Genomic DNA, 24,095 nt, shown 5'->3' on the forward strand with positions numbered 1-24,095 from the left:
GTATTTAGTTGTTGTCGCTCAGTCCGGCACCGGCGCCCAGTAGCCGCGATGCTTCGGTAGCGGGCACGTAGGTACGGGCGGCCAGTGATTGCAGATAGGCAAGGTCAGATTCGGCGACCGGGCGAACGCTGCCGGCAAGCGCACTGGCCGGATCCAGAGCATCCGTGCCTTGCTTGCAGCACACACTGACTGCGCGCTGCTGGCCGAGCCCCCCTGCGTCATTCAGAAAAACCCCGCCCAGACTGTCGAAGCCCAGGCTGCAACCCGGCCACGAGAGCTCGACGGGCGCCTTGAGGCGTCTGGCCATGGCGCTGACAAAGGGGATCAGTAACTGCGGGCTGGCCACATCGTTCAACAGAATCTGTCCGTGGCTACCCAGCAGATAAGCGTGGTCACTGAGGGCCGCGCCTGTGATCAAGGGGCACAGCGCAGCGCTGGCCCCGTGCCAGGCGCCAGCGCCGATCACTGGCGCCAGCTCGCTATAAACAACCCCGTCGTCACGCCGCAACTGCCCGGCAATCACCTGCGGGCCATCGAGACCATGGGCCGACAACCATTTCGCCGCCTTGCCGGCCTCCTCCGCCAGCCCCCAGGACATGCCCGCACCACGGGCGGCCTTTTTGCACAGACTTTCGATCTCATTCAACGATGCATGCATGGCGCTGCTCCTGACTGCCAAGACCGGGATAAGACCAGTCATCGGCCAACACCTGACTCAACTCATGGGGAAAGGGGGCGTTCTGATACATGTTGATGCGCACCCAACGATCGGAACGCGGGTCGAACCGGGTGGCGCCGAAGAACGAAAGTTTGCAGCGCAGCAAATCGATCGGCAGCAGAGCCCGGTCAATCAAGTTGTCCTGTATATCGGCGTACGGGCAGCCCGGCGCCAGCTGCACACGCCTGACCACATGCCGGTGCTCGGGATGCTCCAGCAGGAAGGTGGCCACCGTCTGCCCGTCGTCGCAACCATTGAGGGCCTGCTGCAGCCGGGAAATATCCCGCGCCACTGCCAAAGGCTGCTCCAGTGCTTCGCCCGGCTCGCTGAAGCGCTGCCCGATCCGCGGCTCGAGCTTTTCCTCGGACACATACCAGAACAGCGAGTGACTCTGTTCGGTGGAAAAATCGATGGCCGCGACCCAGGCGTAATCAGTGGCAAGAATCTGTTTAAGGGCACCCACCCCCATGCTGCCGTCCACCGCGAAACCCAGCTGTTCATCGGCCTGCATGGTTTGCCCCAGATCGTCGATCAAATGCCCGTAGGGCTCGAGCAACAAAGACACCAACTGCTCTTGTGCCTCCAGCGACAGCCGGTTTTCGGCCCAGCGATAAAGCGCATCCCATGGATACTCGCGCTGCAGAATGCCTTCGCCCATACACAGTTGCAGGGCCTTGAAGTCCTGTTGCAACTCGAGGATGCGCTGCCCTTGCAACGGGTGGTCCGAGTGCCAGCTGCGGGCGTCGGCTTGTGCGCGGCGCACAAAATCCACAAACATTCCCTGCTCCGCAGGCGTTGGCCGGCGCACTGCACGCACCCGCTGCAGCGCTGTTTCCCGGGCTTGCACCCAGTTGTTTAAAAGCATCGGGTGATTCAACAGAAAAGGTGCCATGCCCAGGCCCGTGGAGTTGCCTAGGCCGAAACGGCGGCGAATTCCGGGCTCCAGCACTACCGCCGTGCCCGGGGCCTGAACCTGTGCCAGATGCTCCACCAGATCGACGCTAAAGGCCCGAATCAGGAACACCGTGAGCATTTCCGCCTGAAAAGGTGCCGACAGCTCGGGGCGCGCGGCCACCGACTCACGATCGGCCGCGCCAAACTTGCCGCTGCCATAGACCGCCGTGGTGCGCATCAGGTAACCCACCTGCTCGACAAAAGCGCAGTCCGGCTGGCGGCCTGCGGCCAGTTCCTGCAGCACATGGTCAAACAGGCGCACCGAGCGGTTAGCTCGCGCCATGCACAGCTCACGGGACGACACGCGGCCCGCTTCCTGTTTCGGCACATTGGCTTGCAGGCGCTGCAGCTCGACTTCATCAGGAACCCCGTCGAACAAAGCGAAAGTGGCATCCCAGGCCGTGGCAATCACCCGGTCAGAGCGCAGCGCAGGGTCCAGATCATGGGCAAAGGCCACCAGGCTATATGCGCGCTCCGGCCCCCGGGCCACATACACGGCCCGGCCGACGCCCTGCCCGTCGATGCTCCAGACCGTGCGCTGGAACTGCCACTGCTCGCGCTTCAAGCGGCGCAGCAGTTGGCGCATGAACGACAGCCGGGACTGATGAAAGGCACCCAGGCGCGCGGCCTTCATGACACTGGAAGGTGGTCGCAGTTGCATATCAGATCACTCCCTGGTCACGCGCCATCTGCCGGGCAATGCGCACGGCATCCCACACAGAGGGCAAAATCAGGATCGACACAGGTACTGCCGTGATCACGATAAACGACTGCAAAGCTGTGATTCCGCCTTCACCCAGGGTGATCAGAATGGCGCCGACCACTCCCATGCCGACCGCCCAGAACACCCTCAGCCAGGTTGGCGACTCGCCATGATCGGTACTGATGGCCATGGCCACGGTGTAGGACATCGACCCGGCACTGGTCACCACCGAGAAAAAACTCAGGAACAGAAACAGTGCTGAAATCAAAGTAGGCATCGGCATCGCTTGGGCAACCCCCAGCAACAGTGCTTCAGGTTGCACCCCGTGGCTGACCACACTGCCCGGCGAACTCAGTTCCAGGCCAATGCCGGTACCACCCACCAGGGTGAACCAGACCATGGTGATCAGGGGCGCCGCCACCGACAGCAAGCCCACCACTTCGCGGATGCTGCGGCCGCGGGAGACCCTGGCGACGTAGATCCCCATCATCGGTGCATAACCGATAAACCAGCCCCAGTAGAACAGCGTCCAGCTGTTGAGCCACTGGCTGTCGTCACGGTACAGGGCAGTCTGGAAAAAACTGGTCACATGCAAGGCCAGGCCTTGCACGAAGGTCTCACTGAGAAACAGAGTCGGGCCAAAGATAAACAGAAACGCGGCCAGCCCCAGCATCAGCCACACATGGACCTTGCTGACCAGACGCAGACCGCCCAGGCCCACCACGCACGACAGGGTGTAGATGGTCGTGACCGCCAGAATCACCATGGCCTGGGTAGTAATGGTATCGGGCACGCCCCACACCGAGTGCAGGACAAAGGCGATTTGCAACCCCAGAAAACCCACTGGCCCGATGGTGCCGGCAACCACGGCAATAATCGCCGAGGCATCCGCAATCACGGCGATGGGCCCTTTAAGCGCTCGCTCTCCCAGCAATGGATAAAGCAGGGTTCGCGGCATCAGCGGCAGTTTTTTCTCGTAGTGCAGGTACATGTACACCACGGTCAACAGGCTGCCGAGAACGGCCCAGGCCATGAACCCCCAGTGCAGGAATGACTGCGAGAGTGCCGCCACCGCGGCCGGCGCACTCTGCGCCGCCACGCCGAAGTAAGGCGCAGGTTTCATAAAGTGCGACAAGGGTTCGGCAGCCGCCCAGAAAGCGCCGCCACCGGCCAGCAGTGCACACATGATCATCGACACCCAATTGAAGGTGCTCATGCCCGGTGTGCTGTTCACCCCGCCAAGGCGGACCCGGCCGACCCGGCTGAAACCGATATACAGGCTGGAGGCAAATGTCAGCAGCATCAGCACTTGCCAGTACAGGCCAAAGTAATGGGTGCCCCAGGAAAACGCTCCGCCGATCAGGCCGGACAGGGTTTTCAAATCAATCAGGGCAATGATCAGGAACAGCAGGAAGAAGCCGCCACTGATCCAGAACGTTGACCAGTCGAGTTTGCCGATAGCACTTTTACGAAGCGTGCAGGGTTCACTCCCCACCAAAACTTCAGTTGGAATTTCCATTGAGCCTCCCCTCCGAAGAGAGTTGTCGATCGCCAGTATTGTTATTGTTGGAAGTACTTTTGTTGTTATTGCGCGATGTCCTTGTCGGCCTTGCAGTTGCGAATCCGGGTGGCTGAAATACTTTAAATCGCGATATCTACGGTGCGAGCCGTGGTGCTATTGCGGGCATCTTCGGGTACAAAGCCCGCTTCGAAAAACCGTAGCCAGTTGCCACCCATCAGGGCCGCTATATCGGCAGGCCCGAAGCCTGTGGCAGCGAGGCCTGCTTCAATGTTCACGAAGTCGCGATTGTCACGGAACCATTCGGGCTGGTCTGGAAACCCCGGATTTGCCGCAGAACCTTCGCCGTAGTCGACTTCCTTGGTCCAGCGCCCCACCCGCATCCACTCAACCACGCTGTAAGGCTGGTCCTGGCACAGGTCGGAACCCAGCCCGAGGTGTTCGACCCCCACCAGATCGGCCGTGCGGGCGACCATCTCGCAAAAACTTTGCAAGGTGCAGGCGCTCTTGCCGTGCAGGTGATGGGGGTACAGAGAAAAACCGAACATGCCGCCGCTTTGGCCCAGCGCCTTGAGCACCTGGTCGGACTTGTTGCGCAAGGCCGGATGCCAGAACGCCGGGTTGGCATGGGTGATCGCAATCGGTCGCTGCGAGTGCTCAATAGCCTCCAGGGTGGAGCGGTCGGACGAGTGCGACATGTCCACCACCAGCCCCACACGGTTCATCTCGCGCACCACCTGCTTGCCCATGCGGGTCAGCCCGGTGTCATGTTGTTCATAACAGCCGGTGGCCAGCAGCGACTGGTTGTTGTAAGTCAGCTGCATAAAGCGCGCACCCAGGGCATGGACCACTTCCACCAGGCCTATGTCGTCTTCGATCGGCGACGGGTTCTGAAAGCCGAAGAAGATCGCCGTGCGCCCGGTCTGGCGCGCCAACGCGATGTCGCCGGACCATTTGCCGTGCAGGATCAAATCGCTGAAGCGCTCGAACAACAGGTTCCAGGCTTCGATATTGGCCACCATTTCACGAAAGTTTTCGTGATAGGCGATGGTGACGTGCACCGCATCAACCCCGCCGTCGCGCATCTGCCGGAAGATTTTCTCTGACCAGTTGCCGTATTGCATGCAGTCAACCCGGGGCCCGCGCACAGCGAATGGTCGGGCCGGATTCATAGCGGCTCTCCTGCGGCGATGTAGCCGGTTTTTACATGGGTATAAAACTCGACGGCCGACCGGCCTTGTTCCCGCGGGCCATAACTGGAATCACCGCGCCCACCGAAGGGCACGTGGTAGTCAGTACCGGCGGTTGGCAGGTTGACCATGACGCAGCCGGCCCGGGCATTGCGCCGGAAATGGCTGGCACGGGCCAGCGAGCGGGTCATGATCCCGGCAGTCAGGCCAAAACGCGTGTCATTGACCAGCGTCAGGGCTTCATCATAACTGCCGATCTTGATTACACAGGCAATAGGCGCAAACAGTTCCTGGCGATTGATCAACATGCTGTTGCGGGTTTCAACGAACAACGCGGGGGCCATGAAGTGACCGGGTGTGGCCAGTTCCAGAGGATTGCCTCCGGTGATCAATTCAGCGCCTTCCTGGCGCCCCAGCTCGACACTGGCCAGGTTGCTGGCCAATTGCGCAGCGCTGGCAACGGGGCCGATCTGGGTTCCCGCTTCCAGGGCGTGCCCCACTTTCAACGCCCGGGTAGCGGCGACCAGCTTTTCGACAAAGGCATCGTGCACGCGCTCGTGCACGATCAGCCGCGAGGACGCAGTGCACTTTTGCCCGCTACCGCCGAACGCACCGTTAACCGCGCAGGTCACGGCAAGGTCCAGGTCGGCATCATCCATGACTGCGAGGGCGTTCTTGGAGCCCATCTCCAGCTGCACCCTGGTCATATTGGCCACGGCAGCGGCGGCAATCCCCTTGCCAACTTCAACCGAGCCGGTAAAGGAGATGGCACTGATGCCCGGATGTTCGATAAGGGCCTGACCAATTTGCGCCCCGGCGCCCATCACCAGATTGAACAGGCCTTTGGGAATGTCCTGGCGGGAAATGATTTCGCTGAGGATGACAGCACAGGCCGGGGTCAGATTGGCCGGTTTCCAGACCACGGCATTGCCGAAGGCCAGTGCCGGAGCAATCTTCCAGCAGGCCGTGGCCATCGGGAAATTCCATGGCGAGATAATGGCCACCACACCCACCGCCTCGCGACGCACATCGATTTCAATGCCATCACGTACCGAGTCTGCGCTATCCCCCATCTGGCGCAGGGTTTCGGCTGCGTAATAGGTGAAGAACTGGCCGGCCCGATACACTTCGCCAGCACCTTCAGCCAGTGGCTTGCCCTCTTCACGGGACAGCATCTGACCGATTTCGGCGCTGCGATTGATCAACTCCTGACCAATGGCCATCAACACTTTGTAGCGCTGTTCGATACCGCAACGGGCCCAGAGTTTTTGCGCATGGGTGGCGGCTTCGATGGCTGTTTCCAGTTGCTGCGAAGAAGCCTGTGCGTAGAGGCCAATCAGATCCCGGGTATCGGAAGGGTTGCGGTTTTCGACTTCAGCCTGGCCCTTGAGCCACTCACCGGCGATGTAATTCAAATTGCTGTACGTCATGAATTCCTCCTGACTGGCATGCCATGAATCGGCATCGCCTGTAACTGTTATGGAGGAGATTATGAGCGGCCAGACTATTAAGTAAATCTAGTAAATTTTAACGATAGTTAAGTATTATTTAAACAAAGCCTTAATCTGCGAACTGACCGCCATGAGCATCAAAATCACCAATTTGCAGTTTTTCGTCGCTGTCGCCACCAGTCAGAGCCTGACCCAGGCCGCCCAACGGGTGCATCGCACACCGGCGGCCGTCTCGCTCTCGCTCAAGCAACTGGAAGAGGAGTTGGGCGGCGCGCTATTTGAAGGCGAGCGCAAAAACCTGCTCAGCCCCCTGGGCAGGTTTGTCTTGCAGGAGGCGCAACGCGAGCTGACCCACTTCGAGCGCACCATCACCACCATCAAGACCTATGCCAAGGCCGAAACCGGGCTGGTGCGGGTGGCAGCGGTGCCGTCATTCGCTATCACGCTATTGCCACCGCTGCTCAAGCACTTCCATGAGCAATACCCGCAATTCCACCTTGATATCCGCGACATGGACTCCGAAAAAGTCGTCCAGGCGGTACTGGCCGGCGAAGTGGATATTGGCATCGCCACCGTGCCGGCCAGTATTCCGAACATCAATCAGGACTTTCTGTTCTCGGACGCCTTTTGCGTGGTCTGCGCGGCCAATAACCCGCTGTGCTCACTCGCCCGCCCGGTACGCTGGAGCGATCTGGAAGGTCATAACTTCATCAACAGCGGCCTGGGAGCAGACATCAATGCCGCGGAGTTTCGTCACATCAGAGACCAGTCGACCCTCAGCGTCAGAAACACCACTTCATTGCTGGCTCTGGTTGCCCAGGGCATGGGCGTGACGCTGCTTCCCGAATTGCTCAGGCGCTCGGCCAGTAGCACCGACCTGCGCTTTCTACCCCTGGAAGACGAGCGGATCATGCGCTCGGTCAGTGTCATCACCCCGCCCAGGGACTCGCTCAACCACGCCTCGTACACCTTTGTGAAAGCCCTGAAGGCCAGTCGTTTTCCGTAGGGACGCCGCTGGCTGTACGACTTACTGCACCAGCAACAGTGATCCCGAAACGAAAGCGAAGATCAGCACGAACCGGCGCAGGCGTTTCTCGTTGATCATGTGCCGGGCCCGGTAACTGGCAAGCACGCCGAGCGCCAGGGGCAAGCACAGGATCAGCACCGGTTCGACTTGTCCGGCCCGTAGATGACCGCCTGCCGCCAGTACCGCCAGCGAGATCAATTCGCCCACCAGAAAGCACAGGGCAACCGAGCCTCTCAAAGTGGCAACCGGAGAATGCTGGTACACCAGAGCCAGAGGCGGACCGCCCACCCCGGTGGCCGTTTCGGTGATGCCGGTAATGACTCCCGTCGAAATAAGCGCCCGCCGGCCGGGGACGAATGAGGGGGCCACCCAGGTGGCGATGCAGGCCGCAATCGTAGACAGGCCGATCAATATGTTGAGTTGCGAGAGCGGCAGCCAGAACAGAATCCAGACCCCGCCAAAGGTTCCTGCAAAGCGCCCCAGAGTGATCCACGAACTGCCTCTGAAATCGATTGCCGCCCGTTCGCGCCAGGCGATGGCGGCATTCAGGGGCAACATCAGGATCAATAAACTGATGGGCAATGACTCTGGAGCCAGCAAGCCCATGACCGGCGCCACGATAAGGGCGAAGCCCATTCCGGTGGTGCCCTGGATCAGGGCACCACATGCGACGGCTATAGCGATGATGTAAATCGGATCGAAAGGTAAGCTCATGTTTTACTCATCTACTCGCCGCGCAAAAGCACAGACGGTAACGGATGGACTTTATGAATGGGTGCCCGACTCACAACATCCCGGGCCAGAGCATCCACTTGACGCATGAGGGCCCGGGCATCCCAGTCGGTGGGCCAGCCCTGCCACAACCGCACCTTGCCCTGCACCACAACGGCCTGGATCTGATCGCGGTTGGCCAGCCGGACCAGGTCCCAGGTCAGGTTCCAGGACGGCAGCAGTTCCGGTACCGCCAGGTCCACCAGCAGAAAATCGGCCGCCAGACCGGGGGCAATTTGCCCCGTGACCTTGCCTAACCCCAGCACCTGGGCTGCGTCCCGGGTGCCCATGTCGAGCCACAGTTTGCCGCTGCCGCACACCGAGTCCCCTACTGGCAAGCCGTGGGCGAAACGCTGGGCGGCTTCGGCATAATCCAGAAGGCGGAACCCGTCACCGCGGGTACCGTCTGTGCCCAGCCCCACTGGAATACCCAGGCAGTGCATCAGATGCGCCTGTGCCACCGCATTGCCTTTCCAGGCACTGGCAACCGGGTTGTAGCTCACGGCGGCGCCACTATCGCGCAACAGGCAAATTTCATTCGGTGTGAGCAATGTGGCGTGTGCAAGCAGAGCCCCGGGGCCCAGCGCTCCGGCCCGGTGCAGGTGCTCCAGGGGGCGCACGCCATAGAGTTCCAGCGAACGTTCGACGGCCACCAGGTGTTCATTGACATGGCTCTGGAATATGCGTCCCGCCTCGTGGCACAGACCGTAGACCGCCTTGAGGGTCGAGTCGGTGGCTATTTCCGGAATGGGGATTGCCAATGAAGGCGTGACCAGTGTGTCGTTGTCCCACTCTGACAGGTGCTGCTCTGCCCTGGCGAGAATCGCACCTGCCTCCAGTACCTGCCCGCCCTGAAGGTCATTGCAGGTCTTGGCCAATACACAGCGGATGCCCACTTCATGGACGGCCCGGGCAATTGTCTCGACCCCCTCTCTGGATCGGGTACCCGCATCACATACGGTGGTGAAACCACCCCGCAGGGATTCAAATGCCGCCAGCTTGCTGGTCAGGTACAGCAGGTCGGTATCGAGGGAGCCTTCCAGTGGTATCCAGATACGTTTGAATATTTCTGAAGGCTCACCGAACACCAGCCCCTTGCCGAAACTCTGGCTCAGATGGTGATGGGTATCGATAAACCCCGGCATCAATAATTGATCATCAAGGCGCAGCACTTGATGATCGGGATAACGGCCCTGCAAAAGTGCCAAAGGCCCCACATCGGCGAAGCAGCCATTTTCAATCAGCACGGCATGTTCGCGGCGCGGCCCCTCAGGGAGCATTAGCCATTGGGGAGCCAATAATTGACCAGAGGCAACAAGCTGTTGCGGTGAAGACAGTAAGTGAGTCGCAGAGCTGGAATCCATGGAGATGCCTTTTTGTTTGAATCAGTTAATCAGCTTGGTCTTGGCGGCAACTGAGGCTGGCTGGCGACCAACGCAATGGAATACAAAGTTCATCAGTGCCGCAGTCAAGGCCCCCATGGCGACGCCGTTGCCCAGCAGGCCGGCAAGGCCGTCCGGGAAGTGGCTGTAGACCCCCGGGACCAGAATCGGCAGCAGCCCCACGGCCAGGGCCACAGACACCACGTACATGTTGCCGTGGTCGCGCAGGTCCACTTTGCGCAGCATGTCGATGCCCATGGTGCCGACAATGGCAAACACGATAAGGCTGGTGCCGCCGACCACGGCTTGGGGCACGCCCTCGATCAAACGCGCCAGTGGCGCAAGCAGTGCAAAAAGCAGTAACAGCAGCCCTGAAACGGCAGTGACATAACGGGAGCGGACCCCGGTGGCACGAATGACACCTATGTTTTCTCCGCTGGTAATAATCAGTGAGGTGCCCATAAACCCGCCCAGAATCGAGGCCAGCGCATCCCCGCGGATGGTTCGCACCACATCGCGGTTTATATCCAGGGGCTTGTCGACGGCTTCACTGATGGCGACGGTCTGGCCCGTTGCTTCGACCATGGACACCAGACAGAACAGCATCAGCGGAATGGAGGCGAACAGATCGAATTGCGGGACCCCGAACGGCATCAACGTGGGCAGGTTCAGCAGGGGCAACAGGCTCAACCGCGAGCTGTCGAATGCCCCCAGAGCCACGGCCAGCAAGCTGCCACCAATCAAGCCAAGCAAAATAGACAGCTGACCGAAGGTTCCACGCAGCAGGCGTGAACACAGCACCGTGATAAAGATGGTTGAGAAGGCCAGCAGGAGTTGCTGTGGCGCGGCGAAACCGGCAGTGCCCGGCTCCCCCACAATGAGCTGGCCCGAGAGTTTGACCAGATTGACCGACACCAGCAGCAACATGGTACCGACCACCACAGAGGGAAAAAAACGCAGCAGCCGGCGAAAAACCGGGAGTACCAGAAAGTAGAAAAAACCCGTCAGGATCACTGCGCCCGAAGCAGTGGCGACCCCGTTTTGCTGGGCAATCAATATGAACAGCATGATCGGGGCTCCGCCGGGGAGCATGATGAAAGGCAAGCGCGAGCCACATCCGCGCAAGCCCAGTGACTGCAAGAGCGTCCCCAGGCCGCAGACCAGAAAGGTGGCACTCAACAGCTGAAGGGTTAAGTCGCTGGAAAATCCAAGGGCGGTCGCCATCAGAAAAACCGACGCTATGGGTGACGCCGCCATCACCAGCACATGCTGGCCGCCAAACAGCAGCAGTTGGCGCCATGGCAGAAACTCATCAACAGGGGAAACGGGTTTCTTATTGTTATCCGACATATCCCACCTCTACGTTAAGCCAGCATCAACGGCTCATTGAGTGATTGTTCCAGACGCAGCCTTAACGATGAACATGCAGATAAATCCGCGCCAAAATCGATTTACACATGCCGCCCAAATCGATTTGGGTGGAATGTAGTCCTGTTCAATTAACCTGTCAACGGCAGACACCGGGCAACCCGGCTTGAGTAGCTGATCCGGGTCAGGAGGCGTATAACTCGGCCCATCGTTTATTGAGTTTCCCTACCTATGCCCAGCAGCAGCTCTCGTCGCCCCACCATTGCTGATGTAGCCAGTGCCGCTGGTGTGTCGCGTACCACCGTCTCCCATGCGCTCAATGACCGCGGCCAGGTCGACCCCCAGACCCGGACCCTGGTAAAGGAAGTCGCCGCCCGCTTGGGCTATAGCCCGAACCTGCGGGCGCAGCGCCTGCGCACCGGGCGCGCCAACTCAATAGCCCTGCTGTCATCCATGCCCTTTGCCGTTGCCGGCGGATCTTCACGCCTGGGGTTTTTGATGGAAATCGCTGCCACCGCGATGGAGGCTGCATTACGTCAGGGCGTGGCTCTGGTTCTGGTGCCACCGATGGAGGGAGCGCAGGATTTGCTGGATACCCTGGATATTGACGGGGCAATCATCATCGAGCCGGTGGCAAACGACCCGCACATTGCCCGCTTGCGCAAGAGAGGAGTGAAGCTGATTTCAATTGGACGCCAGCCCGAGACCGACGATCCGGTGCCGTACATTGATATGCATGCAGACGTTGCAGGTGCCCTGTTGCTGGAGCACTTGCACGCACAGGGCGCCCGCCGGACCGGTCTGATAATCGGCGCTCAAAGCAGGCACTCCTATGTCGATATGGAGCATGCCTATCGCGCTTACTGCGCCTCCACTGACCAGCCCGTCGCCATCGTGCGGGCGGATGAAGCCGGAGGCGAATCAGCCGGCGCTGAGGCCTGCCTGCAATTATTGGAGGAGTACCCGCAACTGGACAGTTTGTGCGTCCCGGTGGATGCCTTCGCCACTGGCGCCGTACAGGCGTTGACGGCAAGAGGCTTGAAGGTGCCGCAGGATGTAAAAGTGGTGACGCGCTATAACGGCTTGCGGGCGCGGGAATGCAACCCGCCCTTGACGGCCGTGAACATGCATCTCGAACAAATCGCGGCCCAGGCCATCGAGTTACTGTTCGAGCAAATCAACAATACCGGGCAACGTCAGCGCATGGATGCGCCCCTGGTGACCCTGGTGGTGCGAGACTCAAGCGCACAGTCAGACGGCCCCGCCCGGCACTGACCCCTACAGCGGCACCACAGCGGATGGACCGCCCTGGCCGACAGCGCCGGTCACAAACTTCGCCACCTGGGCATGGGACAATGCCCGGGCGTCCGCCAGCTTCTGCAGCCACATTGCCAGGCGCGTCACGCAACCGGGCTCCTGTCGGGCGACCGGGTCCAGATGGGCAAACAGATCCTGCACCAGCACCTCGGCCGACTGGCTCAGATACTCCGACTTTATTGCCCCGGCAATTTGCCCGGCCAGTTGCGCGACATCCGGGTTACTGGCTTCCAGCTCGAGCATTCGCTGCGCATAGGAGGACGTGACGGGTAACGGCATAAAGGGTTTTCCTGGGTGATGGAGGGTTAATAGAATTCTTCCCGGGATTTAACCACGCTCACCGGCTTGCGCTCCCCCGTGCCCGTAATCTCGTAAACCGTCATGACGTAGTTATCTGCTATGACTGTTTCGATGAGGTAAGCGGTCTTGGGTTTTGGGGTAAAGACTTGAGTCTCAGGCTGAGCCGCTATGGCGTAACCGAACATCGAGTGCATGGGAATGCCGTTGAGGGTCGCAACCTGTTGCTTGACCAGCGCATTGACCTTCAGCGGTTTATTGGCCTCTACCAGCGTGTCGATACTCGACGTCCCACCGGCCATTTTTTTCAGGTACCCGGGTATGCGCTTGAAATAAGCCGTGTCATACACCTGTTCGCCAGCAGACTGCATGCCGAATCGACCGGCGTCACTCGGCCCGGTGGAGTAGCTGACGGGATGGTCACCTGCGCCGCCGACAGTGCGGAACGCAAGGCTTGCATGCTGCTCATCCGCGGGTATCGTCACCAGCGGCTCTGGCGTGGATTGAACGGCAGACTGGCGGCTGGCGCAGCCGGTAATTGACAGGGCCAGGGTTATTGCGAGGGTAAAAACCAGAGTTGTTTTCATTCGATCCTTGAATTTTCATGTGTCGGGAGCAGCTATGGACTTCAATTTCTCCGGAAGGTGCCACAACCGGCGGATCAGTCAGCGCCGAGTTGCAGTTCCATTGCCTGGGACATCAGGCCGCAGCCATCACGCAGGGGTTCCAGAGGGCCGACCGGACGAAAGCCAGATGCCTTGTACAGGCCCATTGCCGGCGTGTCTGCGGCCGTTACGCCCAGGCAAACACGGCGTACACCAACACTCTTTGCCCACTCCAGCGCTTCATGCAGCAGTGCACCGCCAGCGCCCAGGCCACGGCGCGCAGGATCAACCCACATCTGAAAAATTTCGGCCACGCCGGCTTCCGGCAACTTGCACCAGACCAGCCCGCACATTTGCTGGTGATCGAGCGCAACAAATATTCGCGCCTGCCCCGAGGATACGGCACCTGCAAGCCGTGAAGCCCAGACCTCATCGGTCCTGCCCGCCTCTGACTCATAGGTGCTGGCGAAAGCATCGGGAGAGTCTTGCAACGACTGCAGACGAAGGTCCCGGTAACTGCGCCACTCACCGGCCTCAACCGGACGTACTGAAATCATGCTGCTCCCCCTCCCTGTACCAGTGTCAATACGAAGTGGCGCAGACTAGCGTGCGCCCGGGTGAGGGACAACCTTGCGCTACACCGCGTTCACAATGGCGCTTGCCAATCCGCAATGGGGTGGCTACCTTCCAGTCCATGAGCACGTACCGTATCGCCTCGACCACCACCACTACCACGACCGCACAAGGCGGGCCGTGAGAAGTGTCGTGAGCTGAACCAAAACGAACTTCAAAGGCCCGCCAGCAATGCGCAGGGCCTTTTTTGTGCCTTGCTGTCGCTGGCTCACTCGCAAGGAAATGCACCATGTATGCACTACTGATTCTCGATATGCAGGTCGGTCTGGTTCAGGGCCCGGACCAGCCCTGGCAGGTGCCAGCGCTGATAAACACATTGAACAGGCTGATGAGCGATGCACGGCAATCCCGCGCCCCGATCTTCCTGGCCCGACACACTGGCCCGTCGGGGTCGCCCATCGAACCAGGCAGCCCGCTGACGCAAATCGTTGAAGAACTGGAGCTGCAGGGTGACGAAGTTATCTTCAACAAAAGCCGGCCAAGCGCATTTTGCATGACTGAGCTGGAGCAACAGCTGCAAGTGCGTGGATGCACGGGCATAGTCGTCACCGGAATGAAGACTCAATATTGCGTAGACAGCACCTGCCGGGCAGCCAGGGATCTGGGCTTTGATGCGGTGCTGATTGCCGACGGTCATACCTGCTCCGACACACCCTTGCTCAAGGCCCGGCAGATAGTGGCACATCACAATGCGACCCTGGCCGGACCTTTCTGCCGTGTTGTCCAGGCACAGGACTGGAGCTTTCAGGACCCCTGCGCTGACTGAATTGCCAGCAAAAAAACGCCGAAGCCGAGGACACAGATCATGCAAAGAACGGTAAGAATCGCCAATGAGACGGATATCGAGGTGATATTCGACATCCGCACCAGCGTGACAGAGAACCACCTGTCCCGTGATCAGTTAACGCAAATGGGCATTACCCCCGAAGCCATACGCCAGGCGATGTCCCGGGCGCCGTGCCTCTGGATCGCGGAGGCCGATGGCACCCCGGTGGGGTTTTCCATGGTTGATCTCGAAGAAGGCTGCGTGTTTGCGGCATTCGTGCGGGCTGAATTCGAGGGTCACGGCTTCGGCCGACGCCTGATGGAAAAAGCCGAAGCCTGCCTGTTCCGGCAGCACCCGACGATCTGGCTCGAAACCGCCGGGGCTAGCCGCGCCAGTGGCTTCTACCGCAAGCTCGGCTGGCAAGCGGTGGAGAACCTGGAGCAAGGTGATGTGCGCTTTGAGAAGCAGCGCCCATAAACCCTGCACGGCGGTCGCCTGATGTTCATTGCCGGACAGCAGGCGCCCGCCCGGTACTTCGCGCTAGCATTGCGCCCCTTCCCCCCGGCAATCGGACATCACATGCAAAGGCTCGAAGACAACGCAGCACTGGTGATCATCGACATGCAGAAAGGCATTGATCATCCCAAGCTGGGCAGACGCAACAACCCCCAGGCCGAGTTGCGGATCGAGGCGTTACTGAGTGCATGGCGACGGTCTGCAAGGCCGGTGGTTCACGTGCGGCACATATCGCGATCAGCCGACTCGGTATTTCACCCGGGACAACCCGGCTGCGAGTTTCAGGAGGCGTTTGTGCCTCTGGCCCATGAACACGTTGTGGAAAAGAACGTCCCGGATGCCTTTACCGCCACCAGCCTTGAGCGCTGGCTGACCACCCGTTCAATTCGGCAACTGGTGATCTGCGGTGTTGTTACCAATAACTCGGTGGAGTCGACGGTGCGCTCGGGAGGCAACCTGGGCTTTGAGGTGATAGTGCCTGCGGACGCTGCTTACACGTTCGATCAAAATGATCTGACAGGCCGCCACTGGAGTGCAGAGGATATACATGCAATCTCTCTCAGCAATCTGGCAATGGACTACGCGACCATTGTCGAGACCGGGCAGATTTTAAACCTTATCTGAAGCCCCGCTGGTGTTGACGCCACTTGAAGTGCAATCCGGCCAACAGCGAGCCGGCAAGATCGCCCACCCCCCTGGGCAGGTGCTTTTGGCTGGCTCCGGAGCAGGTGATTTCCCTGCGCGAAACCTTGCACAGCATCGACCGCCGATGCCGGCTGAAATAGTTTAGCGATGGAAAAACGATTTCCGTTCATACAGCCCATCATGGCCACTACAATGCCACCCCACAATGGACGTGATATTGGGCAGGACGATGGAATTTCGAAATAACATCAATGCGTTACGGGCACTCGCCGTTATTTCGGTGGTGCTTTTCCACTTCAAGGTTCAAGGGTTTGGTGGAGGATTTGCAGGGGTCGACGTATTTTTCGTCATCTCGGGCTTCCTGATGACCGGAATCATTTTCACCGGTCTACAAACGCAGCGCTTCTCCCTCCTGGGGTTTTACGCATCAAGAGCGCGCCGCATCATCCCGGCCCTTTTGACCCTGTGCATTGCACTGTTGATATTCGGCTTCGTATTTCTGCCCCTGGATGATTATCGGGATGCCATAAGGACGCTCAAAAGCAGTCTGCTTTTCAGCTCGAACTTCACATTCGCCAAAGGCGGCAGTTACTTCGACGCTCCGCTGCACGAAAACTGGCTACTGCATACCTGGTCACTTTCGGTTGAGTGGCAGTTCTATATGCTTTATCCGTTACTGCTGATGGCGCTCTACAAGTTTGTGGGTGCCAAAAACACAAGAAGTACCTTGGTACTGCTGGCTTTGATCTCGTTCGCGGCCTCTGTCGTTCTGACCAGGACCAGTCCCGTATTTGCCTTTTATATGCTGCCCACCCGAGCCTGGGAGATGATCGCAGGCGGGCTGGTATTTTTGTACCCGCTGCAACTTGGCAAGCGCAGCAGTTCGATTTGCGAAGGCCTGGGCCTTGTGGCCATCCTGGCCAGTGTGATGTGTTTTTCCGAGCAGGATCAGTGGCCCGGTTATTTAGCGTTGCTGCCGGTTCTCGGAACAGCGCTGGTGATTTACGGAAATACCCAGTCGGCTTTCAGTACCAACAGAGCCCTGCAATACACCGGCAAGATCTCTTACTCGGTTTACCTTTGGCATTGGCCGCTGGTGGTATTGCTCTATACCTGTGGCCTGCTGACGAGCTGGCCGTACGTGACCGGCGCAATTATTCTTTCGTTCGTGCTGGGTGCCCTGTCGTTCTATCTGGTGGAGTCACGGGCGAACAGCGCTACCTCCGCTACGAAAACCATCATCAAGTACGCCTCATATGCGCTTGGCGCAGTCGCCTTGTCAGCCGTCACGTCCTCGGTAGTAAAAGACTACCCTGGCGTCAGGTTTGCCTTTGTGGACCTGGGCCAACCTGCGTATTCCGGCACACTGTACTCGCAGGAATGCTTCCCCAACGACTATGCCGCCGCCGATTGCAAACTCGGTACGGGCGAAGTGTCGGTCATTCTGTTTGGTGACAGTCACGCTCAATCAACGGCAGCAGCGGTCCAGCTCGAGAACAAGCAAGCCGCTTTATCCTGGGCGCGCGGTGGTTGTCCGACCCTGCAAAACTTTGAAATGCGTGACAAAGAACTGCAGCGCCAATGCCAGGCGTTCAACCAGGAAAAACTGGAAGTCCTGAAGAACTCCTATAAGGGAATCCCAGTGGTGCTGTTCAGTCGGGCAGCGCTGTACTGGGACCAGAGCCGAAACAACAAGCACCGAATTTTCTTCCCTGAGGCCAAAGACCCGGATGGCTCATCTTTTGTCGAAACCTACACCGCGAAATACATCGACGTCGTCTGCTCGATCGCACAAAACCATCCGGTTTATATCGTAAAGCCGATTCCGGAAATGCCCTTCAGTGTCTATAAAGGCCTGAATCTGCACAGGCGAATATTCCAGCACACCACGGATATTTCGATCCCGCTGCATGAATATGAAAAGCGCAACAGGATTGCCATTACCGCGATCGAAACTGCAGCAAAGCGTTGCAACGCAACCGTAGTGGATCCAACCCCATATCTATGCCCTGACGGCAAATGCATGGGGTCCAGGGACGGGGTTCCGTTGTATTACGATGACAACCATCTCGTAGACGCAGGCAACGAACAGTTGAAGGGATTGTTTAAAGACGTGTTCAAAGGAATTTAGCCGCGTACAGGCTCGTGGAGGCTCGACAGGGGGGCCGAAGCAACTGAGGCTGGACTCACCCCGGAAACGACGCCAACTTGCGTTGTCGACCTGTGCGGGCCTTGGCCCGCCATGGTGGCTCTTCTCTGCGTGCCACCCTGCACCCACAAATCCCGGGCACAAAAAAGCCGGTTAATCCTGAGGATTAGACCGGCTGTTTTGGTGTTGCATATGGTGGGTCGTGTGGGATTCGAACCTACGACCAATTGGTTAAAAGCCAACTGCTCTACCAACTGAGCTAACGACCCGCTTCGTTGTGGGACGTATAATACTGATTTTTAACGAGAATTCAACACCCAGTTAAAAATAAATGCGAAATAATTCAAAAATAGCGGGTTGGGTCAGTAATTCCGGCCGCTGCAAAGCCTTCAGCACGCAGTCGGCAGCTGTCGCATTTACCGCACGCACGGCCCTGAGCGTCTGCCTGATAGCAGGAAACCGTCAGGGAGTAGTCAACACCGAGCTTTACACCGGTCTGGACGATTTGCGCCTTGCTCAGGTTTTGCAGCGGAGCCTGGATGCGGAACCCGTTCCCCTCCACGCCGGCCTTGGTCGCAAGGTTTGCCATGACTTCGAATGCCTGAACAAATTCAGGACGGCAATCCGGGTAGCCCGAATAGTCCACCGCATTGACGCCGATGAAGATGTCCCGCGCTTGCAGCACTTCTGCCCAGCCCAGCGCCAACGACAGGAACACGGTGTTACGTGCAGGCACGTAGGTGACCGGGATGCCTTCGCCAAGGGTCTCTGGCACGTCAATGGAACTGTCAGTCAGAGCCGAGCCGCCAATGCCGTCCAGGTTCAGGCCGATGACTTTGTGCTCTATCGCGCCCAGGTCACGGGCTACACGCGCAGCGGCGTCGAGTTCGGAACGGTGACGCTGACCATAATCAAAGCTCATGGTGTAGCAGCTGTAGCCTTCGGCGCGCGCCATGGCCACCACAGTCGCGGAGTCAAGACCGCCAGACAGCAGGATTACGGCTCTTTTTTCGGTGACAACAGTTTGTTCGGTCATTTCAGCGCCCCGGCTCGTCGTTCCAAAGATATTTGTGCAGCTGCATTTGCAAGCGTACTGGCAGGTTATCCGCCACGATCCAGTCCGCCAGATCGCGGGCCTTCAGGTCGTGGTGACTTGGCGAGAACAAGACTTCGCCAGCCCGTCGCTCCAGGCCGTACTCGATCAGCTTGGAGACCGCCCAGTCATAGTCTTCCCGCGAGCAGATCACAAACTTGACCTGGTCATTGGGTGTCAGCAGCGCAATGTTTTCATAGAGGTTGCGATGGGACTCTTTGGAGCCCGGCGTCTTCAGGTCGAGCACCCGACTGACACGCGGGTCGACCGCAGAGATATCCAGCGCTCCGCTGGTCTCGATCGAGACCTCATAACCCGCATCACACAGTTGCTTGAGCAGAGGGATGGCATTGGGCTGCGCCAGAGGCTCCCCTCCCGTCACACAAACATAACGCGGACGAAACCCGGCCACTTGCTCAAGGATACTGTCGAGGGGACGTACGGTGCCGCCACTGAACGCGTAGGCACTGTCGCAATATTGACAGCGCAAAGGACAGCCGGTCAGGCGTACAAAAACGGTGGGCAGGCCAGCCGTTCGCGTTTCACCCTGTAAAGAGTAAAAAACTTCGGTAATTCTCAATGTGTCTTGCATATCCGCCACGGGCGTAACAGCTAAACAGGCTGTCCGCCTCCGTCAGGCACTCCAAAGAATCTGCCTGCGCAGGACTCAGAAGAGCGTATTTCATAAAAGGGCGTGGATTCTAACGAAAAAACCCGCGACAGGCGCGGGTTTCTCGATGAAAGCATTGTGTTGCTTACATGCGCTGCAGATCTCGCTGCGCCAGCTGTGCCGCCGAAGTACCAGGGTACTGGGCGATCACTTGCTGCAGAATGCCTTTAACCTTGTCGGTATGACCGAGGCGGCGCTCTACATCAGCGAGCTTGTAAAGCGAATCCGGCACTTTGGCATGCTTGGGATACAGCTGACTGACCTTGGCAAATGCCTGGCCAGCGGCCTGCAAATCACCTTTGGCCAGATTCACTTCACCCAACCAGTACTGGGCATTGCCCGCATACTGACTGTTCGGGTATTTGCGCAGAAAGGCAGTGAACGCCAGACTGGCCTTGTCGAAGTCCTTGGCTTTGATCAGGTCGAAAGCAGCATCGTAATAGAGCTTTTCTTTCGCCGGATCGCCAGGTTCCGAACTGGCAGCGGCCTGAGAAGCAGGTGCTGCGCTATTACCGGCGGCATTAGCACCACCGGCAGAAGAATTATCAGGAGCGGCAGCAGGAGCAACGCCGGTTCCTATTCGCCGATCAAGTTCCTGGTATCGCTCCAGGCTTTCTTGCTTCATCCGCGAAACATCATTTTGCAGAACTTCGATCACACCTTGTTGGCGGGCAATCTGCTCCTGCATTTGTTGCAACTGGTTGAACAGCTCGCCCTGTGCCGAGATAGGGGTCGAAACCCCTCCCCCGGCATAGGCGCCGCTCGCACCGTAACCCGTAGCCGGATTACTCCCCCCGCTATTGTTATAGCCAGAGTTGTCATCGACCACAGGAACCGCAGCCCATGCCGCTAGCGGCATGAGGCTGAGAGTCAGAATAGTTACAGCACGGCGGCACGTTCGCATGACGAATTACTTACGCAGTTCGACGCGACGGTTTTGAGCCCACGACTGTTCGTCGTTGCCAGTAGCGATTGGACGCTCTTTACCGTAGGACACCAGCTCCAGCTGTGCTGGAGAAACACCTTGCAGTACCAGGTAGCGTTGAACGGCTTTCGCACGACGCTCGCCCAGTGCCATGTTGTACTCACGAGTACCACGGGCGTCAGTGTTACCTTCCAGAACAACGCGAGCGCCGTTAGCTTTCAGGTCTTTAGCGTGTACGTCCAGAGCGCGCATTGCTTCTGGTTTCAGGTCCGAACTGTCGTATTCGAAGTAGAAAACAGTGATCGCGCGCAGAGCAGCTTCTTCACTCAGGGAGCCATCAACAGCGCCTGTGTTTGCGCCGTAACCAGCGTTTGGATCAACAGCAGCGCCTTCACCGGCATTGTCGCCGCCTTTGGACGAGCAACCTACAGCTACAGCCATGGCCAGTGCCAGCGCAGCGAATTTACCAAACTTCAGCATTTCCATCGTAAAACTCCTAATGAACCCCAAGTGTTATATGCAACGTAAAGCTATCACCACGTCAGTTCAGGTAAGGGGACCAGGAAGGTTCTCTGACTTCGCCTTGAGCGGTAGGAAGAGGGAGCCTTACGCGTCCGTTAATGGACACGAGCATCAAGACTCCCCGGCCCTGCTGGCGGGTGGCGTAGATTACCATGGTGCCGTTGGGTGCAACAGTAGCTGACTCATCAAGGTTGGTATCTGTGAGGATTTTCACGGTTCCACGCTGCAAATCTTGCGCTGCAACACGGAAATTAGTGAAACCGTCCTGACGATGGATCATTACCAGGGTCTTTTCGTCAGCCGAAAGCTTCGGACTGGCGTTGTAGTTCCCGATAAAAGTTACGCGCTCTGCATTACCGCTACCAACTGTGGTCTTGTAGATTTGCGGTTTACCGCCCCGGTCAGAGGTGAAATAGATGGTATTGCCATCTTTACCCCAGAACGGTTCGGTATCAATTGCCGGATTGTTCGTCACGCGAGTCAGCTGACGCGAAGCCAGTTCCATCACGTAGATCTCGGCATTACCGTCTTTGGACAATACAAACGCCAGCTTGGAACCATCCGGCGACCAGGCAGGCGCACCGTTCAGGCCTTCAAAGTTGGTGATCTGCTCACGACGGCCAGTATCAATGTTCTGCATGAAGATACGCGGACGCTTCTGCTCGAACGATACATAAGCGATACGCTTGCCGTCCGGAGCAAAACGCGGCGACAGAATAGGCTCGCGCGACTGCAGCAGGGTAACGGCACGGGCACCATCGTAGTCCGAACGCTGCAAGGTGTAGCGGGTGTTGGTCGCACTGGCACGTTCAGCCGTTACATAAAGCAGACGTGTAGAGAATGCACCTTTAATACCGGTCAGTTTTTCAAATGACTGGTCAGAGATGTAATGCGCCATGTCCCGCAGCTGATCAGTGGTACCCGACACGCTGCCGGTCAACACTGGCTGCTCGGTCGCCACGTTGAACAAGGCATATTGAACCTGCAGGCGACCGCCCGCCGGGACAATATTACCAACCATGACGTACTGGGCGCCCAGGGCTTTCCAGTCACGGAAAATGACTTCGCTGGCCTGGGTCGGCAAGCCAATCATGTTCTGCTTTGGAATCGGCGCGTAATAACCCGAATTGCGCAGGTCATTGCCAATGATTTCAGCCATGTCGTCGGGCAGGACGGTACCGCCCTGCCAGCCGAAAGGAACAACTGCAATTGGCGTTGCCCGGTCGCTACCACTGGTAACCAGAATGTTCTTTTCATCTGCTACCGCCATCCCTGCCACGCAGCAGACGATGACTAGCAGTCCTCGAAAAAATTTAATCACAAGGCTAGATCCTCAGGTGTGAATGTCATCTTGAATGATCGGTAAGGATTAAAATCGCTGGGCTTCATGCCCTGCATTTCCGTTAAACGGCCAATATTCTTGACCGCTGCCACAGCCGAGCTATCAAACGGGCCATCACCACTGGACTTGGCAACCGTCACCGACGTTACCGTGCCATCTGGCAACATGCCAATTTGCAGTACCACTGTCATATTCTTGCGGGCCGAAGGTGGACGAGCCCAGCCTTCTGCTGCTCGAGCACGAATCAAGTCATCGAAACTGCCGGCGACCTCATCGCCCTGCTCATCAGCCAGGGCTTGCTGGCGTTGTGGCGTATCGGAAAGCAAATCAGCCAGTGCTTGCGCCTTTTTGTCTTCGGTCGATTTACGCGCTGCTTCTACGGCCTTTTTCTTGGCAGCATCGGCAGCCGCCTTTTTCTTCGCATCTTCGGCGGTTTTCTTCTTCGCCTCGTCTGCTACGGCCTTTTTCTTGGCATCTTCAGCAGCTTTCTTCTTCGCATCTTCGGCCGCTTTTTTCTTCGCGTCTTCAGCGGCCTGTTTCTTGGCCTCTTCTTGCGCAGCCTTCTTGGCCTCTTCCTCAGATTTCTTCTTGGCTATATCAGCCAGTTTCTTCTCTTCGGCTTTTTTGGTTTCTGTAGCCTTTTTGGCATCGTCGGCTTTCTTGGCGTCATCTGCCTTCTTCGCCTCGTCTGCCTTTTTGGCTTCGCTCGCCTTGGCTTCATCAGCCTTCTTGGCATCAGCAGCTTTTTCGGCAGCCTCTTCTTTCTTTTGTTCCGCGGCTTTTACAGCCTCTTGCTCAACCTTCTTTTGTTCCATCTGTTCGACTTCGGTCTGGCGTGCGGCGGATTTCTTCGCCTCACCCGCAATCTTTTGATTGGTCTGGGTGGTCGCCTGACTTTTGGACTTCAGTTGATACAAGGTTGCCTGAACAATCGGCTTGGACGGCGGCAGTTCCGGAGTCATGGCAAAGCTGGCGAACAGCATGCCAAAAATCAGGATGTGCAGCCCTACCGCCCAGACTGTAGGCCAAAAATAGTTTTCAGAGGCGGACGGCTCCCGCTGTTCGCGCATCAGGGAGCCTCGGTTATCAGGCCAACGTTACCGACCCCGGCCTTCTGCAGGCCACCCATGGCGCCCATCACCGCGCCGTAATCCACAGTTTTGTCACCGCGGATAAAGACTTGGGTGTGCTTGCCGCCTTCGTTGCCCGCGCGAATGATTTTAGTCACTGCGTCAGTCATCTGCGGCAAGGTCATGGCCTTGTCCATCTGCTTTTCGGTGTCGACTTCACTGCCAAGGTTCCAGAAATAGGTCTTGTCAGCCTTGATCGAAATGGTCAGAACCTGAGTGTTGTTGTCCTGCGGCAAAGCCTCGCTGGAGACCTTGGGCAAATCAACCTTCACACCCTGGTTGAGCATCGGTGCGGTCACCATGAAGATGACCAGCAGTACCAGCATCACGTCGATGTATGGCACTACGTTCATCTCGGCAACCGGCTTGCGCTTTTTGCGCGCTCGAGCGATTAAAGCCATT

General features: G+C 58.2%; 24 protein-coding genes and 1 tRNA gene. 6 read left to right on the forward strand and 19 right to left on the reverse strand.

Annotated elements, in window-relative coordinates:
- Window positions 1-4: 4 nt before the first annotated feature.
- From JQ848_RS16130 to JQ848_RS16150, 5 genes are all read right to left on the reverse strand, one after another.
- Window positions 5-658, reverse strand: coding sequence for a DUF3726 domain-containing protein (locus JQ848_RS16130; RefSeq protein WP_003441312.1), 654 nt, complete (start codon window positions 656-658; stop codon window positions 5-7).
- Window positions 639-2,333, reverse strand: coding sequence for a hypothetical protein (locus tag JQ848_RS16135; RefSeq protein WP_160628247.1), 1,695 nt, complete (start codon window positions 2,331-2,333; stop codon window positions 639-641). The genes JQ848_RS16130 and JQ848_RS16135 overlap by 20 nt, the downstream gene beginning before the upstream one ends.
- A 1-nt stretch (window position 2,334) precedes the next feature.
- Window positions 2,335-3,894 carry a BCCT family transporter gene (locus tag JQ848_RS16140; RefSeq protein WP_003441305.1) on the reverse strand — a complete coding sequence of 520 codons (1,560 nt, stop codon included), beginning with the start codon at window positions 3,892-3,894 and terminating at the stop codon, window positions 2,335-2,337.
- Window positions 3,895-4,016: 122 nt separating this feature from the next.
- Window positions 4,017-5,066, reverse strand: a complete 1,050-nt coding sequence (locus tag JQ848_RS16145) for a membrane dipeptidase (RefSeq protein WP_202210941.1) — start codon at window positions 5,064-5,066, stop codon at window positions 4,017-4,019.
- Entirely contained in the window at window positions 5,063-6,514 is a 1,452-nt protein-coding gene (locus tag JQ848_RS16150) for an aldehyde dehydrogenase family protein (RefSeq protein WP_010655847.1), read from the reverse strand. Before JQ848_RS16150 ends, JQ848_RS16145 begins: the two co-directional genes overlap by 4 nt.
- Before the next feature lie 151 nt (window positions 6,515-6,665).
- Here JQ848_RS16150 and JQ848_RS16155 point away from each other — a divergent pair, with 151 nt between their 5' ends.
- Window positions 6,666-7,541 (forward strand): LysR family transcriptional regulator, encoded by an 876-nt coding sequence (locus tag JQ848_RS16155; protein ID WP_003441296.1) that lies wholly within the window; start codon window positions 6,666-6,668, stop codon window positions 7,539-7,541.
- A gap of 21 nt (window positions 7,542-7,562) precedes the next feature.
- On the opposite strand, the gene JQ848_RS16160 is transcribed toward JQ848_RS16155, so the two are convergent.
- The 3 genes from JQ848_RS16160 to JQ848_RS16170 form a co-directional block, all read right to left on the reverse strand.
- The gene (locus JQ848_RS16160; protein ID WP_010655849.1) at window positions 7,563-8,276 is read right to left on the reverse strand and encodes a sulfite exporter TauE/SafE family protein; all 714 of its coding nucleotides are present in this window, start codon (window positions 8,274-8,276) and stop codon (window positions 7,563-7,565) included.
- A gap of 11 nt (window positions 8,277-8,287) precedes the next feature.
- Window positions 8,288-9,580 (reverse strand): amidohydrolase family protein, encoded by a 1,293-nt coding sequence (locus JQ848_RS16165; protein WP_232286840.1) that lies wholly within the window; start codon window positions 9,578-9,580, stop codon window positions 8,288-8,290.
- Between the two features lie 138 nt (window positions 9,581-9,718).
- Complete coding sequence (locus tag JQ848_RS16170) at window positions 9,719-11,065, reverse strand: uracil-xanthine permease family protein (protein WP_003441288.1); 1,347 nt, start codon at window positions 11,063-11,065, stop codon at window positions 9,719-9,721.
- A 249-nt stretch (window positions 11,066-11,314) separates the two neighbouring features.
- Between JQ848_RS16170 and JQ848_RS16175 the strand changes: the two genes are divergently transcribed.
- Window positions 11,315-12,358, forward strand: coding sequence for a substrate-binding domain-containing protein (locus JQ848_RS16175; RefSeq protein ID WP_003441285.1), 1,044 nt, complete (start codon window positions 11,315-11,317; stop codon window positions 12,356-12,358).
- A gap of 3 nt (window positions 12,359-12,361) precedes the next feature.
- On the opposite strand, the gene JQ848_RS16180 is transcribed toward JQ848_RS16175, so the two are convergent.
- From JQ848_RS16180 to JQ848_RS16190, 3 genes are all read right to left on the reverse strand, one after another.
- Entirely contained in the window at window positions 12,362-12,679 is a 318-nt protein-coding gene (locus tag JQ848_RS16180) for a hypothetical protein (protein ID WP_003441282.1), read from the reverse strand.
- Window positions 12,680-12,705: 26 nt separating this feature from the next.
- Complete coding sequence (locus JQ848_RS16185) at window positions 12,706-13,284, reverse strand: hypothetical protein (RefSeq protein ID WP_003441279.1); 579 nt, start codon at window positions 13,282-13,284, stop codon at window positions 12,706-12,708.
- Window positions 13,285-13,358: 74 nt separating this feature from the next.
- Entirely contained in the window at window positions 13,359-13,859 is a 501-nt protein-coding gene (locus JQ848_RS16190) for a GNAT family N-acetyltransferase (protein WP_010655851.1), read from the reverse strand.
- A gap of 305 nt (window positions 13,860-14,164) precedes the next feature.
- Here JQ848_RS16190 and JQ848_RS16195 point away from each other — a divergent pair, with 305 nt between their 5' ends.
- The 4 genes from JQ848_RS16195 to JQ848_RS16210 all read left to right on the forward strand — a co-directional run bounded on the left by JQ848_RS16195 (window position 14,165) and on the right by JQ848_RS16210 (window position 17,993).
- The gene (locus JQ848_RS16195) at window positions 14,165-14,701 is read left to right on the forward strand and encodes a cysteine hydrolase family protein (RefSeq protein WP_202210942.1); all 537 of its coding nucleotides are present in this window, start codon (window positions 14,165-14,167) and stop codon (window positions 14,699-14,701) included.
- A gap of 39 nt (window positions 14,702-14,740) precedes the next feature.
- Window positions 14,741-15,178 carry a GNAT family N-acetyltransferase gene (locus JQ848_RS16200; protein WP_202210943.1) on the forward strand — a complete coding sequence of 146 codons (438 nt, stop codon included), beginning with the start codon at window positions 14,741-14,743 and terminating at the stop codon, window positions 15,176-15,178.
- A gap of 102 nt (window positions 15,179-15,280) precedes the next feature.
- The gene (locus tag JQ848_RS16205) at window positions 15,281-15,841 is read left to right on the forward strand and encodes a cysteine hydrolase family protein (RefSeq protein WP_003441268.1); all 561 of its coding nucleotides are present in this window, start codon (window positions 15,281-15,283) and stop codon (window positions 15,839-15,841) included.
- A gap of 250 nt (window positions 15,842-16,091) precedes the next feature.
- On the forward strand, window positions 16,092-17,993 hold the full coding sequence (locus tag JQ848_RS16210) for an acyltransferase family protein (RefSeq protein WP_010655855.1): 1,902 nt from the start codon (window positions 16,092-16,094) through the stop codon (window positions 17,991-17,993).
- A 211-nt stretch (window positions 17,994-18,204) separates the two neighbouring features.
- Here the strand turns inward: JQ848_RS16210 and JQ848_RS16215 are convergent.
- The 8 genes from JQ848_RS16215 to tolR all read right to left on the reverse strand — a co-directional run bounded on the left by JQ848_RS16215 (window position 18,205) and on the right by tolR (window position 24,085).
- Window positions 18,205-18,280 (reverse strand) — tRNA-Lys (locus tag JQ848_RS16215).
- A gap of 74 nt (window positions 18,281-18,354) precedes the next feature.
- Window positions 18,355-19,047, reverse strand: coding sequence for a 7-cyano-7-deazaguanine synthase QueC (gene queC / locus JQ848_RS16220; protein WP_010655856.1), 693 nt, complete (start codon window positions 19,045-19,047; stop codon window positions 18,355-18,357).
- A 1-nt stretch (window position 19,048) separates the two neighbouring features.
- On the reverse strand, window positions 19,049-19,696 hold the full coding sequence (gene queE, locus JQ848_RS16225; protein ID WP_003441261.1) for a 7-carboxy-7-deazaguanine synthase QueE: 648 nt from the start codon (window positions 19,694-19,696) through the stop codon (window positions 19,049-19,051).
- Between the two features lie 163 nt (window positions 19,697-19,859).
- A complete protein-coding gene (gene ybgF, locus JQ848_RS16230) occupies window positions 19,860-20,678 on the reverse strand; it encodes a tol-pal system protein YbgF (RefSeq protein WP_029612352.1) in 819 nt (272 codons plus the stop codon).
- A gap of 6 nt (window positions 20,679-20,684) precedes the next feature.
- Window positions 20,685-21,185, reverse strand: a complete 501-nt coding sequence (gene pal, locus JQ848_RS16235) for a peptidoglycan-associated lipoprotein Pal (protein ID WP_003441254.1) — start codon at window positions 21,183-21,185, stop codon at window positions 20,685-20,687.
- A 55-nt stretch (window positions 21,186-21,240) separates the two neighbouring features.
- A complete protein-coding gene (gene tolB / locus JQ848_RS16240; RefSeq protein ID WP_050949469.1) occupies window positions 21,241-22,491 on the reverse strand; it encodes a Tol-Pal system beta propeller repeat protein TolB in 1,251 nt (416 codons plus the stop codon).
- Between the two features lie 47 nt (window positions 22,492-22,538).
- On the reverse strand, window positions 22,539-23,633 hold the full coding sequence (gene tolA, locus JQ848_RS16245) for a cell envelope integrity protein TolA (RefSeq protein WP_003441249.1): 1,095 nt from the start codon (window positions 23,631-23,633) through the stop codon (window positions 22,539-22,541).
- Window positions 23,633-24,085 carry a protein TolR gene (gene tolR / locus JQ848_RS16250; protein ID WP_162207799.1) on the reverse strand — a complete coding sequence of 151 codons (453 nt, stop codon included), beginning with the start codon at window positions 24,083-24,085 and terminating at the stop codon, window positions 23,633-23,635. The genes tolA and tolR overlap by 1 nt, the downstream gene beginning before the upstream one ends.
- Between the last annotated feature and the right edge of the window lie 10 nt (window positions 24,086-24,095).

It is taken from the genome of Pseudomonas paraversuta (genome assembly GCF_904067025.1).
Classification (GTDB): domain Bacteria; phylum Pseudomonadota; class Gammaproteobacteria; order Pseudomonadales; family Pseudomonadaceae; genus Aquipseudomonas; species Aquipseudomonas paraversuta.